Here is a 14,969-nt window from a genome sequence, read left to right as displayed (position 1 = left end):
TTCCTTGAGAATTAGACCGCTCGCTTCCTTAGCCGACGACGTTCCCGCTCAGAGAGTCCGCCCCAAATCCCAAACCGCTCGTCATTGGCGAGGGCGTACTCCAAGCACTGCGAACGGACGTTGCACGCCCCGCAGACTTTCTTGGCGTCCCTGGTGGACCCGCCCTTTTCCGGGAAGAAAGCCTCCGGATCCGTTTGAGCACAGAGCGCATCAGTCTGCCAGCCAAGTTCACCTTCGTCATCGAAGTCACCCTGGCCCGGAAGGCCGATCCATACAGGCTGGCCCGGTGTTTCCAGCGGGCGACGAACCTCCATGGGAGGATCGTCCAAGTCTTCTTCCGGCCCTGCAGGCAGGTCCCCGATCAGCGCCTCGTGTGCGGCCAGGAGGGCAGTTGCCTGATCCTCCAAGGAGTCCTGCACATTTTGGTTGTAGCGGTCTGCCGCTTCCGGATCCGCTGGGTCGACGTACCAATCCCCCGGCACTTCCCGCGAACGGTATTTCACCGACGCATGTTCTGCGACGACTGCATCTTCCTGGATACGCAACGCTTGCCCCATGGCGTCCCTCCTGATTTTGCAGCTGCTGCCTGGATGTGTTTCCGATTCCCGGCGACGTTCCGGTCATCTGTGCAGCGGCGTTTGATTACTAATTACACGCGTGTAACTACCCGTCAGTCAAGCCGCGCCGGAATAATAATCAAGAATCCGGAGAAACGTGGGATGCGCCACGCCCAACATTTTGCCCGTGCCGCCGCCTGCCTGCCGGGGAAATGGGAGGGTTGGATCAATTTACGTGAACTTTCATTGAATTTCCGCGGAAAATTAAGCCCCCGCCCCAAAGCGCCCACCGACTGGACAAAATGGCATGTGTCGCAATTCACAAAGCCGGCCCTAATCCCAAGCCCGGCGCCGGACCACCGTGGCAAGATTGACGCATGAGCATCCCGGCAGCAAACCTGATGACTACCCTGCGATCCGGCCATTCAACCTCGCCGCGCCTGACCTGGTACGGGCCGGATGCGGAGCGGGTTGAGCTTTCCGGCCGCGTCCTGGATAACTGGGTGGCCAAGACCAGCAATCTTTTGCAGGACGAACTTGATGCCGAGCCAGGCATGGCCGTCCGCCTGGACCTCCCGGCGCACTGGAAGTCGTTTGTGTGGGCGCTGGCTGCATGGCAGCTGGGAATGGAGGTGGTCTTCGACCAGACCTCCGCGGACCTTCTCGTCACGGACACTCCCGACGGCGATGCCGGGGCCGGCTTCGACGCTGTCGTTGCCGTGCCGCTGGCCGCCCTGGCCATGCGATGGCCGGGCGAGCTGCCATCCGACGTCGTGGATTACGCGGCGGAAGTTCGCTCCCACGGCGACGTCTTCATGGCACACAACGAGGCCGCTGCGGAGCTCCCGGCAGTGCGCGGCACCTCAGAACTCACGCACGAAGCGCTCATGGAAGAGTTCGCGACCGGCCAGGAACCCGGCGTCCGCCTGCTGGTGCGGGCCAGCGAGGGCCTGGAAACCTGCCTGGCAGCTTCACTGGGAGCGTGGCACGGCGACGGTTCGGTGGTTTTGGTCCACCCGGACCTGGAGGTGACTGAGCACCTGCTGCAGAACGAGCGGGTCAGCCGTTCTTAACGGACGGCAACTCGCCGGTGCCGGGGTTGGCAGCTCCGGCCTCGCTCCTGGCCTTGTGGTGAAGGTCGATGATCTCGTGGTCATGCGAGAACTCGGGCTCAGCGTCCAGCTCTTCGTTGAACACCCAGAACCGGTAGGCAAAGAACCGGAAAATGGTGCCCAGAATGAGGCCCACCACGCTGCCGGCAATGAACAGGGACGGCTTGTCGTTCAGGTCCAGGATGTACTTGGCGAACCACACACACCCTGAGGCGATGAGGAGCCCCACGAGGTTCATTACGGCGAACAGCACGGCCTCACGGACCACGTTGGCCTGCTTGCGGTGGCGGAACGTCCAGAAACGGTTGGCGACCCACGAGAAAACACTTGCAACGATCGTCGCAATGGCCTTCGCCCAGACCTCGCTGCCATGCATCGGTCCGGAGAACAGCCAGATGAAAACGGCCGAGTCAATGACAAAAGCGACACCGCCGACTGCGCCGAACTTTGCTACTTCACGCCAAAAAAGCGAGGCAAGTCCGCGGATGCGATCTGCAAGTGTGGTGATCATGACCCTCCATGGCCGTTGAATAGGTGGGCCGGTGGGCCGATTCCATTTTAGCGCCGTTTTCCGCGCGCTGCCTTTGAGCAGACTGTGAGAAGGCCAAAATCGGCTCCCGCACCGAGTGTAACGCTGTGGAAAAGCGGTCTTATGGGCGGCAGAATCCGTGATCGTGCTGCCGGTTCGGTAGGCTGAACCTTGTGACTTTTCCAGTAATTGGCGTTGTTGGCGGCGGCCAGCTCGCACGAATGATGGCTCCGCCCGCTACCGCCCTGGGCTTCGAACTCCGAGTTTTGGCTGAGGGTGTGGACGTTTCGGCTGTTGCCGCCGTGGCCACAGCCCCGATCGGCGACTACAAGGACTTGGACGCCCTCCTCGAGTTCTCCAAGGGCCTGGACGTGCTGACGTTCGACCATGAGCATGTCCCCACGGAACACCTGAGGGCCCTTCTGGATGCCGGTGTCAACGTCCAGCCCGGCCCTGATGCGCTGGTGAACGCCCAGGACAAGCTGGTGATGCGGGCAGCGATTGACCGCCTGGGCCTGCCCAACCCGGAGTGGTCCGCGGTCAGCAGCGTTGAAGAGCTCGTGGCATTCGGCGACAGGATTGGCTGGCCCGTTGTCCTGAAGACCCCCCGTGGTGGTTACGACGGCAAGGGTGTCAGGATCGTGGACTCCGCTGCGGACGCCCAGGACACTGCCGATTGGTTCCAGGCAATGAGCCCCCTGCTGGCAGAGGCCAAAGTGGACTTCAGCCGCGAACTGTCCGCGCTGGTGGCGCGAACCCCCAGCGGCGAATCCCGGGCCTGGCCCGTGGTCCACACGATCCAGGTGGACGGTGTCTGCGACGAAGTCATTGCACCGGCGCAGAACATTCCCGTTGAGGTGGCCGCAGCTGCCGAAGAAGCGGCACTCCGTATCGCCAACGAGCTTGGTGTCACCGGAGTAATGGCCGCGGAACTGTTCGAAACCCCGGGAGTCGGAGCAGGCTTCCTCATCAACGAACTCGCCATGCGCCCGCACAACACTGGCCACTGGACGCAGGATGGATCCATCACCAGCCAGTTCGAGCAGCATCTTCGGGCAGTGCTGGACCTTCCGCTCGGAGCAACCGACGCGCTGGCACCCGTGGTGGTCATGAAGAATTTCCTCGGCGGGGAAAACCAGGACCTCTTCAACGCCTTCCCCATGGCCTTGGCCTACGAGCCCGCAGCCAAAGTCCATTCCTATGGCAAATCCGTCCGCCCCGGCCGCAAGATAGGCCACGTGAACCTCGTGGGCAGTTCGGTCTCCGACGTCGACTCCGTCCGCCGGCGCGCAACAGCAGTGGCCAACATCATCCGCGACGGCCACAAGCCCGAGCAGACCACCCTTGAGGAGAGCGCATGACGTCAGAAGCAACAGCCCCGCTGGTAGGGCTCGTGATGGGTTCGGATTCAGACTGGCCGGTGATGGAAGCCGCAGCCGATGCCTTGGCCGAGTTCGGTATCCCTTTTGAAGCCGACGTCGTGTCCGCGCACCGCATGCCCACGGAAATGATCCGCTACGGCCAGACTGCGCACGAACGCGGGCTGCGTGTCATCATTGCCGGCGCCGGCGGCGCCGCCCACCTCCCCGGCATGCTTGCCTCGGTGACACCGCTTCCTGTCATCGGCGTCCCCGTTCCCCTTAAGACCCTGGATGGCATGGATTCCCTGCTGTCCATCGTCCAGATGCCTGCCGGTGTCCCCGTGGCTACGGTCTCGATTGCCGGAGCACGAAACGCCGGCCTCCTTGCTGTGCGCATGCTCGCTTCGGGAACGGACGAACTCGCCGCGAAGCTCCGCGCTGATCTGGTGGACTTTGCCCAGGAACTCAATGACGTCGCCACCAAGAAGGGCGAAAACCTGCGCCGCAAGGTAGAGGAAGTCTTCTCCCCGGCCAACGCTTCAGCCCGGAGCCCCCGCTAGGAAGGCACCGGTTGACCACCATGCACAAGACTCAGAATCAGCCCGGTTCCGCCCTGACTGATCCCGTTCGCTATCCGTCCGGGGCCAGCGCCCCGGTGCGGACCAAACGCGCCTTCGTGCTGGTCCTGCTCACCCTCTTCATTCCCGGCAGTGCCCAGATCGTTGCCGGCGACCGGAGGCTTGGCCGGGTGGCGCTGCGCGTGACGCTCGCGGTGTGGGCCCTGGCGCTGGTTACCTTGTTCATCGCCATGGTCAACCGGACCCTGTTGCTCAGTGTGTTCACCCACCCAATCGGTTCCCTGTTGATCATTGTGGTCCTGGTGGCCCTGGCCTTGGGGTGGGCCTACCTTTTTCTTAACACTTTGAGGATCATCAGGCCGGCCCTGCTGGCACCTGGGATGCGGCCCATCATTGCCGTGGTCCTTGCAGCCTCAACGATCCTTGCCAGCGGTTCGCTCGGTTATATCGCCTACGTCCTCAACGTCAGCCGGAATGCCATCGGCAGTATCTTCGATGCCGGCCCCGCCATCGAACCCGTGGACGGACGTTACAACTTCCTCATGATGGGTGGGGACGCCGGGGACGACAGGACGGGACGCCGCCCGGACAGCCTTTCGGTCATCAGCGTTGATGCCAAGACGGGCGAAAGCGCCATCATCTCGGTCCCCAGAAATCTTCAGAACGCCCAGTTCAGCGAAGGTTCGCCTATGCGGAAGATCTACCCGGACGGCTACAACTGCGGCGACGAATGCCTTATCAATGCGGTCAATACCGAGGTCACCAACAACTACAAGGACCTCTACCCCGGTGTGGCCGACCCCGGAGCGCAAGCCACTCTGGAAGCCGTTTCCGGCACCTTGGGAATCACTGTCCAGGCCTACGTGCTGGTGGACATGGATGGTTTTGCCAAACTCATTGACGCCATGGGTGGCATCCGCATCAAGGCCGGCGGCTGGGTGCCCATCAGCGGCCCTGTGACTGACGAAGCCAACGGCATCCATGGCATGCCCGACGGCTGGATACCGGCCGGCGACCAGCACCTGGATGGCTTCCATGCCCTGTGGTACGGGCGGTCCCGTGAGTTCGTGGACGACTACGCCCGCATCGCACGCCAGCAGTGCGTGCAGCAGGCCATGCTCAAGCAACTTGATCCGGCCACCCTGCTGACCAAGTTCGAAGACATCGCCAACGCCGGAACCAAAGTCGTCGACTCGAACATTTCCTCCAACCAGTTGGGGAGCTTCGTGGACCTCGCCTTGAAGTCCAAGAATCAGCCTGTCAAACGGCTCACCATCGGACCACCGGACTTCGACGCGTCATTCTCCACCGTCCCGGACTTCGACCTCATCCACTCCAAGGTCCAGGAAACCCTCGCCGGATCCAACGGCCCCAGGGCCGATGACGCCCTCGTGACCGGCAACGGCGCAGCTGCTGGAACCATCGTGGCGGCCGGGCCTGTTGCAGGCAGCCGCCCGGCTGGCCAGCTTCCCTCACCGTCGGCCGATTTCACTCCTGTGACCACCACACCGGACGGCACCCCGATCACCATCGAACTCTTGAACGGCCTCAAGGCCCAGGGCGATGAGCAAGGCATACGTGACCTTGTGGCAACCAACGGGCAGTGCGCACCACTGTAGGCTTGCAGCTCCGTTCAACCCCACGTCCAGCGCAACGATAAGGACTTTCTTTCGTGTACCAGATTGAGAATGTTTTGCGACCCTATGCGTGGGGTTCGACGACGGCGATCGCAGACTTGCTGGGGCGGCCGGCCTCCGGTGGCCCCGAGGCGGAAATGTGGATCGGAGCCCACCCTGACTCCCCCTCCACGGCTGTTCACCCCAACGGTGTTACCCAGCCCCTGAATGCACTGATCGAGTCCGATCCCCAGCGGTTCCTGGGTTCGGAGAGCCTGGCGGAGTTCGGCCCCCGCTTGCCGTTCCTGGCCAAGTTGCTCGCTGCCGAACAGCCGTTGTCCCTGCAAGTCCACCCCAGCTTGGACCAGGCGATGGAGGGGTTCGCCCGCGAGAACGCCGCCGGCATCCCCGCTGATGCGGCAGAACGCAATTACCGGGACGACAACCACAAGCCGGAGATGATCTTTGCGTTGACTCCGTTCAAGGCTCTGTGCGGCTTCCGTCCTGCTGCCGGGTCCAAGGCCGTCTTTGAACACTTGGCCCGCGTCCTTGATTCCGCTGCCGTCGCTGTCCCGCCCGTGATTTCCAGCGTCATTTCCGATCTCGGCCTGCCCGAGGAGCCCGCTGCCCTGAAAGCAGCCTTCAGCCGCCTCATTGAGGGTGGCAGCCAGGTTTCCGATGCCATCAACGAAGTAGTTGCCGTCTTCTCAGCCGGCGCGCCGTTGGAACCGCATCGTGGGGTTCTTGCTGCGATGCTGGATATCAACGAAGCCTTCCCCGGCGATCCCGGCGTCCTCATCTCCCTGCTCTTGAACCACCTGTCCCTTGAGCCCGGCGAGGCCGTGTACCTGCCGGCCGGAAATATCCATGCGTACCTCCATGGCTTGGGCGTGGAAGTCATGGCTTCCTCCGACAACGTGCTCCGTGGCGGGCTCACCCCCAAGCACGTTGACGTACCCGAACTCCTCAAGACCGTCCGGTTCGAAGCCTTGGGAGTTCCTCGTGTGCAGGTCAGCGGGACGGAATTCGGACAGGAACTTTATCGCCCGCCATTCAAGGAATTCCAGTTGCAGCGCATCGAACTTGCCCCTGGCGCCGAACCGGTGCCTTTGGCACAAACCGGGCCAGCCGTCGTCGTGGTGGTTTCAGGTTCGGTGCTGCTTGACTCGCCCAAGAGCGACCTCCGGCTTGGGCGCGGTGCAGCCGCTTTTGTTCCCGACATTGAGGCTCCCGTCAACGTCCACCCCGTGCAGGGCACCACAGAGGTCAGCGTCGCCTTTGCGGTGACCACCGGGCTGGGGAACTGATCCATGGAGTTTTTCCTGCAAACGCCCGCTTGGGCTGCCGTCCAGCGTTCCCTGGGCCGCCGCGTCCACGAACAGTCCGGTCCTGGCTGGAGCTTCCTGGCCATCGAGGAGAAGAACCCTGCGGGCAAGGTCATTTATGCTCCCTACGGCCCTGTGGCAGAGTCGGTTGAAGCCTTCGACGCCGCTACTGCAGCTTTGGTGGCTTTGGCCAGGAAGGTCCATGCGGTCTTCGTCCGGATGGAACCTGCCGCTTCCGGTTTCAACGCCTCCGACGCCGGTCCCCTCCTCCGCTCGCGCGGCATGCGTCCCGCGCCGGTAAACCAGCAGCCCGAGCTCAGCTGGATCGTGGACCTCGACGGAGATTTCAAAGAGGTCCTGGCAGGCATGAAGCCGACCAACAGGAATCTGTACCGGAACATCCACAAAAAGGGTGTGACCTTCCGGGCTTCACAGGATCCGGCCGACATCAGGATTCTCCTGCACTTCCTGCACCTGACTGCTGCGCGGAACGGCTTCAAACCCCAAAGCGATGAATACCTCACCCAGGTGGCTGCCTCCCTGCTGCCTGTAGGCTGCGGAACACTCTTTATCGCCGAACTGGAGGGCGAGCCGATCGCCGCCGCCTTCGCCTACGACTCCGCTGACACCCGCGTCTACGCCCACGCTGCCCTGGACGATACCCACCGCAAGCTCAGTGCCGGCATCCCCCTCCTGGTGACGCTGATGGCCGATGCCAAGGAGAAGGGCTTGAAGCACGTGGACCTCTGGGGTGTGGCTCCCGAGGACCAGCCTGACCACAAGTGGGCGGGCTTCACGGCGTTCAAGAAATCCTTCGGCGGCCGCGAAGTGTCCTATCCCGGCACCTGGGACCTCCCGCTCAACAAACTCCGCTACGGGGCATACCAGCTGGCCAGAAAGCTCCGCGACAAAGTCCGCTAGGCCCGGACCTCCCCTAACCCTGACCGCCGGCCTCGCGCACTAAATCAGGTGTCACTGCCACCACCCACTCTGGGCCGGCTCCGACCCCGACACACCCTGCTTCCCGGCGCGCACCGAGGAGTACGCAATCAAACTAGGTGGTGAAGGCACACCCCGGGCACACCCTCCCCCACCCTTTAGCAGCGCGAAGCCGAACGTGGCCGGACACAGAGAAGGACGGCGAGTATCGCGAAAGCGGCATCAAATCGACGAGGTACGAGGAGATAGCCGCCGAGCGATGCTCGCCGTCCTTCTGTTAAACCCGGGGGTTACGGCTTGCGCGCGTACGTCTCCCACTTGGATGCGTGGTGCTCAGCCTCGACGAAGCGCACAGTCCCGGACTTGGAGCGCATCACGATGGACTGCGTCATGACGCGGTCCTTCTGGTAGCGCACGCCGTGAAGGAGGTCGCCGTCCGTGATGCCGGTGGCTGCGAAGTAGCAGTTGTCCGAGGTCACGAGATCGTTGGTGGACAGGACGCGGTCGAGGTCGTGTCCGGCGTCGATGGCCTTCTGCTTCTCGTCGTCCGAGGTGGGCCACAGGCGGCCCTGGATAACACCACCGAGGGACTTGATGGCGCAGGCGGTGACGATGCCTTCCGGGGTGCCTCCGATGCCCATAAGGGCATCCACGCCGGTGCCGGAGCGGGCCGCTGCGATGGCGCCGGCGACGTCGCCGTCCATGATGAACTTGGTGCGTGCGCCTGCTTCGCGGATTTCTTCGACGAGCGGACGGTGGCGGTCGCGATCCAGGATCATGACGTTGAGCTGGTTGACCTTGACACCCTTTGCCTTGGCAATGAGGTGCAGGTTCTGCTTGACGGGCAGGCGAAGGTCCACCATGTCGGCTGCTTCGGGGCCGGTGACGAGCTTCTCCATGTAGAACACAGCGGAGGGGTCGAACATGGATCCGCGCTCGGCCACTGCAAGCACTGCGAGGGCGTTGTTGATGCCGAGGGCGGTCAGGCGGGTTCCATCGATGGGGTCGACGGCGACGTCACACTCGGGACCGGTGCCGTCACCAACCTGCTCGCCGTTGAACAGCATGGGGGCTTCATCTTTTTCGCCTTCACCGATGACCACGACGCCGTTGAAGTGGACGGTTTGAAGGAATGAACGCATGGCATCGACGGCGGCGCCGTCTGCCTTGTTTTTGTCACCGAAACCTACCCAGTGGCCACCGGCAATAGCCGCGGCCTCGGTGACGCGGACGAGTTCAAGCGCAAGGTTGCGGTCGGGTTCGTCGATGCCGACGGCGAGCGACGGCGAAATCGTGGAATACTGCTGGGTCATTGGTGCAGGAGACACTTGAACCTCTTCTTCGAGTGACGATTCACGGGACCGGACACGGTTGCGCGGGGCAACCCGGGGTTCCTCTAACAACGATCATAGTCGCCGCGTCCACCGGAGGTCGTTGGATGACCACGGCCCGCAATACCGCCGGTGAGGTCCCGGATGTGTGTTCCCCGCTGCCATGGGGGATCATGGAGGGGTGAGTGAAACGCAGGACAAGCCCGCAGCTGAGAACCAATCCGACGCTGCACCGGCCACCGAAACCGATGCCCAGGCCATCCCGGATGCCCCGTATAAACCCGTGATTGCGGCGAAAGCTGCCAAACGGGCCAATGCTTCGGTCATCGGCATGGTCATCGCGCTGCTGGTCTGCGTTCTCGCTTTCCTTCCCATCGTCTTGATGAACCCGGCTCCCAAGGGCGAGGGCTTCAGGCCCGATATTGATGTCACCGCGATCGCCCGCAACGCCACCGGTGTGGCGGGATTCACACCCGTGACCCCAGATACAGGCGACACATTCAAACCCAATTACGCCCGGTGGGAATCGGGTTCCGGAAGCGGTGTCCCCACCTGGGAGATTGGTTTCCTGACCCCCAAAGAGGGCTTCATTGGCCTGACCCAGACCAATAAGGCCAACCCCACCTGGGTCCTGCAGCAGACGGAAAACCTCCCCGTCACCGGCACGCGCAACGCCGGGGGCCAGGACTGGGAACTGCGCGATTCCGGCAAGGAAAAGCGCAGTATGGTCCTGGACTACCGGGGTACCACCCTGATCCTGAGCGGCACGGCAAGTCTTGACGAGTTCGCTACGCTCGCCGCCGCCGTCGTGAAGTCTGCAGACCAGGCCCCGGACGCAAGCGCTCCGGCCTCAGGCACGGCTTCGTCGCAACCGTCCGCGTAATCGCCGCAACAGTTTCACGGACTGCACTCTCCGCGTCGTAAAGTAAGGCTCGTGCCTACTTACCTGACTCCAGCCCTGGCGTGGCGCCGTCTCCGCGAGGGCAACGAACGTTTTGTTTCCGGCGAATCCCTGCACCCCAACCAGGACGCTTCGCGACGATCGTCACTGATTGAGAACCAGAATCCGTTTGCCGTGATCTTCGGCTGCTCGGACTCCCGGCTCGCTGCCGAAATCATTTTTGACCTGGGCCTCGGTGACGCCTTCGTGGTCCGAACCGCCGGCCAGGTCATTGATGACGCAGTCCTTGGTTCCCTCGAGTACAGCATCAGCGAACTCCGTGTCCCGCTGATCGTGATCCTCGGCCATGACAGCTGCGGTGCGGTGAAGGCCACCAAGGCTGCTGTGGAAACCGGCGAGATGCCTCCCGGCTTCATCCGCGACCTCGTGGAGCGCATCACGCCCTCGGTCTTGACGGCCCGGCGCAATAACCAGGACGACGTCAACGACATGGTGGTGGAGCATGTGAAGCAGACAGCCGCCCGCCTGGCTGACAGCTCACGTGTGATTTCCGACGCCATCGACGACGGCCGTGTGGCCGTGATCGGCCTGTCCTACAAACTCGATGAAGGCCGCGCGGCCCTCGTTTCCGGGATCGGCAAGCTCTAAGGAGTCGTGCTCCGGCCGCCGTGCCGGAGCACGTAGCACTCCCCTCCGGGTTTTCTGTGAGGCGTCCAACCGCCCTAAGCTAGCCCCATGACTTCCACCACTGAGTTCCGTATTGAACATGACACGATGGGCGAAGTTCGCGTCCCCGTGAACGCCCTGTACCGCGCCCAGACGCAGCGTGCTGTGGAGAACTTCCCGATCTCCGGCAAGACGCTTGAGCGCACACACATCGAGGCCCTGGCCCGCGTGAAGAAGGCAGCTGCACTGGCAAACGCCGAACTGGGGGTGCTCGATGGTGAGCTCGCCGAGGCCATCGCCGCCGCTGCCGATGAAGTTGCCACGGGCAAGTACGACGGCGACTTCCCGATCGACGTTTTCCAGACCGGTTCGGGCACCTCGTCCAACATGAACACCAACGAGGTCATCGCCGAGCTCGCATCGCGCGCCCTCGCGGCCGCCGGGAGCGAGAAAGTTGTTCACCCGAATGACCACGTGAACGCTTCGCAGTCCTCCAACGACGTCTTCCCGACCTCCGTCCACGTTGCCGCGACCTCCGCCCTCATCAACGACCTGATCCCGGCCCTTGAGTACCTGGCAGCTTCGCTGGACCGCAAGGCCGTTGAGTTCAAGGACGTCGTCAAGTCCGGCCGCACGCACCTCATGGACGCTACGCCGGTCATGCTGGGCCAGGAGTTCGGTGGCTACGCAGCCCAGGTCCGCTACGGCATCGAGCGCATCAACGCCGCGCTCCCCCGCGTTGCCGAAGTTCCCCTCGGCGGCACCGCTGTAGGCACCGGCATCAACACCCCTGCAGGCTTCCCGGAGCGCGTCATCGAACTCCTGGCTGCCGACACCGGCCTGCCGCTGACCGAGGCCCGCGACCACTTCGAGGCACAGGCCAACCGCGACGGCCTGATCGAAGGCTCCAGCCAGCTCCGCAACATCGCCATCTCCTTCATGAAGATCAACAACGATCTCCGCTGGATGGGCTCGGGCCCCAACACGGGCCTCGGCGAAATCGCCATCCCTGACCTTCAGCCGGGCTCCTCCATCATGCCGGGCAAGGTCAACCCGGTCATCTGCGAAGCGTCCATCATGGTCTGCGCACAGGTCATCGGCAACGACACCGCCATCGCCTGGTCCGGCACCAACGGCGCCTTCGAGCTGAACGTGGGCATCCCCGTCATGGCCGCCAACCTGCTCGAATCCATCCGCTTGCTGGCCAACACCAGCCGTGTCATGGCCGACAAGATGATCGATGGCATCACCGCCAACGTTGAGCGCGCCCGCTTCCTGGCCGAGGCTTCCCCGTCCATCGTGACCCCGCTGAACAAGTACATCGGGTACGAAAACGCGGCAAAGATCGCCAAGATCGCTGTCAAAGAAGGCCTGACCATCCGCCAGGCAACCGAGAAGCTTGGCTTCGTCGGCGAGGGCGAAGGCAAGGTCTCCGAGGCCGACCTGGACAAGGCCCTGGACGTCACCACCATGACTTCCCCCGCCCACAAGGCTTAGCACTTAGCGCCCTTACTCACCGCACGACGACGGCCGGTACCTTTCGCACGAAAGGTACCGGCCGTCGTCGTACCCGGAGTTTTTGTACAGCAGACGCCCCTAAGACCCTCCCTCAAGGGCATCTGCTGTACAAAAACTTCTGGCTCTTTTTGCACTTTGTAGCTTAGAGTGCAAAACTTTACTTTGTGAGCAATAGTGCAAATATCGACGGCGGCCTCCGCGAGCGCAAGCGGGCCGCCACGCGGACGGCAATTACCGCCGTCGCGCGTTCCCTGACCGCTGAGCATGGCCTCAGCGGTTTCACGGTTGAAGAAGTCTGCGAAGCGGCGGGGATTTCGCGCCGAACCTTCTTCAACTACTTCCATTCCAAAGAAGATGCCGTGATCGGTTCCTTCTCGGATGAATTGCCCGCCGAGGCCTTGGAGTCGTTCAACCAGAACCCTTCGCGCACGCCGGACAGCATCTCCGGGACTCTCCTGGCAGCCCTGCATGTACTCACCGTGACCCTGATGGAGCGTTCGTCCATCAGCCGTTCCGAAGTCCAACAGTTCATCGCTGCCATCACGGCTGAACCACAACTTCTGGCGCGCCTGACCCTGGAAGGGGAGGCGCGCGAACGGGAATTCGCCGCCCTGGTGGCCGCCCGCGAAGGGCTGGATCCCGGGCATCCCGAAGTCATGACTGCGACGGCGTTGTTCGGGGCGGTCTCCAAGAAGACAGCCCAGCAGTTCTTCTCGGAGGAAAACACCCGCCCTTACCGCGGGATCCTCGAACAGAACCTCAACGCCGCACGGAAACTCTTCGCCCAGCCGTTGGCCACGAACCAGCAACTGGGCCCCAATCCCCTTGAAACCTCGAAGGACCCCGCATGAGTACAATTTCGAAAGCGGCAGAACCATTGCTGCTGACCCAGAAACGCATCTGGATCATCTTCTCGGCGCTGATCGCAGGCATGCTGCTGTCCAGCCTTGACCAGACCATCGTCTCCACCGCCATGCCCACCATCGTGGGCAAGCTCGGCGGGGTGGAACACCAGGCGTGGATTACTACCGCATATCTGCTGGCCACCACCATCGTGATGCCCATCTACGGCAAATTCGGTGACATCCTTGGGCGCCGCAACCTGTTCCTGGTGGCCATTGCGCTGTTCACCCTCGCGTCCGTGGGCTGTGCGTTTGCCACAGATTTCTGGGGCTTCGTCATCTTCCGCGCCATTCAGGGCCTGGGCGGCGGCGGCCTCATGATCCTTTCCCAGGCGATCATCGCTGACATTGTTCCCGCCAAGGAGCGCGGCAAGTATATGGGCCCGCTGGGCGCCATCTTCGGCCTCTCCGCCGTGGCCGGACCCCTGCTGGGCGGATTCTTCGTGGACCACCTGACCTGGGAGTGGGCTTTCTACATCAACATCCCTATCGGCATCGCCGCATTCATCACCGCCTGGTTCACACTGACCCTGCCGAACAAAAAAGCCGAAAAGAAGATCGACATCCTGGGTGTCCTCTTCCTCTCAGCCGCCACCACCTGCCTCATCTTCTTCACCGACTTCGGTGGCAAGAAGGACGAAGGCTGGGACTCGCCCCTGACATGGGCCTTCGGTGCGGGCATGGTCCTGGCAGCGTTCGCTTTCGTCATGGTTGAACGCCGCGCCGAGGACCCCATCATTCCCCTCAGCCTGTTCAAGAACCCCATCTTCATCAACGCAACGGCCATCGGCTTCACGCTGGGCCTGGGCATGTTTGCTGCCATCGCCTTCGTCCCCACTTTCCTGCAGATGTCCTCCGGAACGTCCGCCGCCGAGTCCGGCCTGTTGATGCTGCCCATGATGGTGGGCCTGATGGGCACCTCCATCTACTCCGGTATCCGCATCTCCAAGACCGGCAAGTACAAGATGTACCCCATCCTTGGTGCAGCACTGACCATCGCGGCCATGCTCTGGCTGACTACCTTGGCAGCGTCCACCCCCATTTGGGTGATCTGCGTCCAGCTCTTCATCTTCGGGGCGGGCCTGGGCCTGATCATGCAGGTGATCGTCCTGGTGGTCCAGAACTCCGTTCCTGCTGACCAGATCGGCACGGCAACCAGTACCAACAACTACTTCCGCGAGGTAGGTGCATCCCTGGGTGTCGCCGTCTTCGGTGCGATCTTCACCAATCGGTTGTCGGAGTCGTTGACGGAAGCATTCACCGGTGCCGGCGCTTCAGCGGAGCAGGCTTCGCAGTCCACCAGCACTCTGGATCCGCAGGCACTCTCACAGTTGCCGGAACAGTTGCGGGACGCGATCGTCAACGCCTATGCCAATTCCCTGGCGCCCGTGTTCTGGTATTTGGTGCCGTTCATTGCCATCGCACTCATCCTGGCCATCACCCTGAAGCAGATCCCCCTCTCCGACACCGCCGGAATGGTGGCACGCGGCGAGGCGGTTGGCGGCGAGGAAGCCATCCGGCTCGAGGCCGAACGCCTGGAGACGGCACGCTTGGAAGCCGAACTGGCTGCTTCCGGCGGAATCGAAGGCACCTCGGACGGGTTCGACAAGGACCGCGCCGGCGCCGGACGATAG

14 protein-coding genes are annotated in these 14,969 nt (G+C 62.8%); 11 read left to right on the top strand and 3 right to left on the bottom strand.

The genetic code is table 11. The features are described 5' to 3' along the window. Positions 1-11 precede the first annotated feature (11 nt). Positions 12-557: a WhiB family transcriptional regulator gene (locus tag LDN85_RS21920; RefSeq protein ID WP_081733423.1), complete on the bottom strand. Its 546-nt coding sequence runs from the start codon at positions 555-557 to the stop codon at positions 12-14. 377 nt (positions 558-934) lie between these two features. On the opposite strand from LDN85_RS21920, the gene LDN85_RS06770 reads away from it, so the two are divergent. After that, on the top strand, positions 935-1,630 hold the full coding sequence (locus LDN85_RS06770) for a TIGR03089 family protein (protein ID WP_223944949.1): 696 nt from the start codon (positions 935-937) through the stop codon (positions 1,628-1,630). On the opposite strand, the gene LDN85_RS06765 is transcribed toward LDN85_RS06770, so the two are convergent. After that, positions 1,617-2,180, bottom strand: coding sequence for a GtrA family protein (locus tag LDN85_RS06765; RefSeq protein WP_223944948.1), 564 nt, complete (start codon positions 2,178-2,180; stop codon positions 1,617-1,619). The genes LDN85_RS06770 and LDN85_RS06765 overlap by 14 nt on opposite strands. A 239-nt stretch (positions 2,181-2,419) precedes the next feature. Between LDN85_RS06765 and LDN85_RS06760 the strand changes: the two genes are divergently transcribed. The 5 genes from LDN85_RS06760 to LDN85_RS06740 are packed head-to-tail and all read left to right on the top strand — an operon-like array spanning position 2,420 to position 7,999. Then, positions 2,420-3,559: a 5-(carboxyamino)imidazole ribonucleotide synthase gene (locus LDN85_RS06760; RefSeq protein WP_263422092.1), complete on the top strand. Its 1,140-nt coding sequence runs from the start codon at positions 2,420-2,422 to the stop codon at positions 3,557-3,559. Beyond that, entirely contained in the window at positions 3,556-4,119 is a 564-nt protein-coding gene (gene purE, locus LDN85_RS06755; RefSeq protein ID WP_026542804.1) for a 5-(carboxyamino)imidazole ribonucleotide mutase, read from the top strand. Before LDN85_RS06760 ends, purE begins: the two co-directional genes overlap by 4 nt. A 20-nt stretch (positions 4,120-4,139) precedes the next feature. Next, positions 4,140-5,756 (top strand): LCP family protein, encoded by a 1,617-nt coding sequence (locus tag LDN85_RS06750; RefSeq protein ID WP_223944946.1) that lies wholly within the window; start codon positions 4,140-4,142, stop codon positions 5,754-5,756. Positions 5,757-5,809: 53 nt separating this feature from the next. After that, a complete protein-coding gene (gene manA, locus LDN85_RS06745) occupies positions 5,810-7,060 on the top strand; it encodes a mannose-6-phosphate isomerase, class I (RefSeq protein WP_223944945.1) in 1,251 nt (416 codons plus the stop codon). A 3-nt stretch (positions 7,061-7,063) separates the two neighbouring features. Then, positions 7,064-7,999, top strand: a complete 936-nt coding sequence (locus tag LDN85_RS06740) for a peptidoglycan bridge formation glycyltransferase FemA/FemB family protein (RefSeq protein ID WP_223944944.1) — start codon at positions 7,064-7,066, stop codon at positions 7,997-7,999. A 308-nt stretch (positions 8,000-8,307) separates the two neighbouring features. On the opposite strand, the gene glpX is transcribed toward LDN85_RS06740, so the two are convergent. Then, positions 8,308-9,330, bottom strand: a complete 1,023-nt coding sequence (gene glpX, locus LDN85_RS06735; protein WP_026542808.1) for a class II fructose-bisphosphatase — start codon at positions 9,328-9,330, stop codon at positions 8,308-8,310. Between the two features lie 199 nt (positions 9,331-9,529). On the opposite strand from glpX, the gene LDN85_RS06730 reads away from it, so the two are divergent. The 5 genes from LDN85_RS06730 (at position 9,530) to LDN85_RS06710 (ending at position 14,969) form a co-directional block, all read left to right on the top strand. Further along, positions 9,530-10,231, top strand: coding sequence for a DUF4245 domain-containing protein (locus LDN85_RS06730; protein ID WP_223944943.1), 702 nt, complete (start codon positions 9,530-9,532; stop codon positions 10,229-10,231). Positions 10,232-10,282: 51 nt separating this feature from the next. Then, positions 10,283-10,897 carry a carbonic anhydrase gene (locus LDN85_RS06725; RefSeq protein WP_026542810.1) on the top strand — a complete coding sequence of 205 codons (615 nt, stop codon included), beginning with the start codon at positions 10,283-10,285 and terminating at the stop codon, positions 10,895-10,897. Between the two features lie 87 nt (positions 10,898-10,984). After that, the gene (locus LDN85_RS06720) at positions 10,985-12,412 is read left to right on the top strand and encodes a class II fumarate hydratase (protein ID WP_026542811.1); all 1,428 of its coding nucleotides are present in this window, start codon (positions 10,985-10,987) and stop codon (positions 12,410-12,412) included. A 185-nt stretch (positions 12,413-12,597) separates the two neighbouring features. Further along, positions 12,598-13,284 carry a TetR/AcrR family transcriptional regulator gene (locus LDN85_RS06715; RefSeq protein ID WP_026547058.1) on the top strand — a complete coding sequence of 229 codons (687 nt, stop codon included), beginning with the start codon at positions 12,598-12,600 and terminating at the stop codon, positions 13,282-13,284. After that, positions 13,281-14,969 carry an MDR family MFS transporter gene (locus LDN85_RS06710; RefSeq protein WP_223944942.1) on the top strand — a complete coding sequence of 563 codons (1,689 nt, stop codon included), beginning with the start codon at positions 13,281-13,283 and terminating at the stop codon, positions 14,967-14,969. The genes LDN85_RS06715 and LDN85_RS06710 overlap by 4 nt, the downstream gene beginning before the upstream one ends.

The organism is Arthrobacter sp. StoSoilB20, assembly GCF_019977295.1.
Classification (GTDB): Bacteria; Actinomycetota; Actinomycetes; order Actinomycetales; family Micrococcaceae; genus Arthrobacter; species Arthrobacter nicotinovorans_A.
Note: the sequence above shows the minus strand (reverse complement) of the source record. Positions and strands in the feature narration are given on the sequence as shown.

Coding starts and splice junctions, on each gene's coding strand:
- LDN85_RS06765 (WP_223944948.1), bottom strand. CDS start 2,180: ATGATCACCACACTTGCAGATCGCATCCGCGGACTTGCCTCGCTTTTT.
- LDN85_RS06740 (WP_223944944.1), top strand. CDS start 7,064: ATGGAGTTTTTCCTGCAAACGCCCGCTTGGGCTGCCGTCCAGCGTTCC.
- LDN85_RS21920 (WP_081733423.1), bottom strand. CDS start 557: ATGGGGCAAGCGTTGCGTATCCAGGAAGATGCAGTCGTCGCAGAACAT.
- LDN85_RS06770 (WP_223944949.1), top strand. CDS start 935: ATGAGCATCCCGGCAGCAAACCTGATGACTACCCTGCGATCCGGCCAT.
- LDN85_RS06720 (WP_026542811.1), top strand. CDS start 10,985: ATGACTTCCACCACTGAGTTCCGTATTGAACATGACACGATGGGCGAA.
- LDN85_RS06750 (WP_223944946.1), top strand. CDS start 4,140: ATGCACAAGACTCAGAATCAGCCCGGTTCCGCCCTGACTGATCCCGTT.
- glpX (WP_026542808.1), bottom strand. CDS start 9,330: ATGACCCAGCAGTATTCCACGATTTCGCCGTCGCTCGCCGTCGGCATC.
- purE (WP_026542804.1), top strand. CDS start 3,556: ATGACGTCAGAAGCAACAGCCCCGCTGGTAGGGCTCGTGATGGGTTCG.
- LDN85_RS06710 (WP_223944942.1), top strand. CDS start 13,281: ATGAGTACAATTTCGAAAGCGGCAGAACCATTGCTGCTGACCCAGAAA.
- LDN85_RS06760 (WP_263422092.1), top strand. CDS start 2,420: ATGATGGCTCCGCCCGCTACCGCCCTGGGCTTCGAACTCCGAGTTTTG.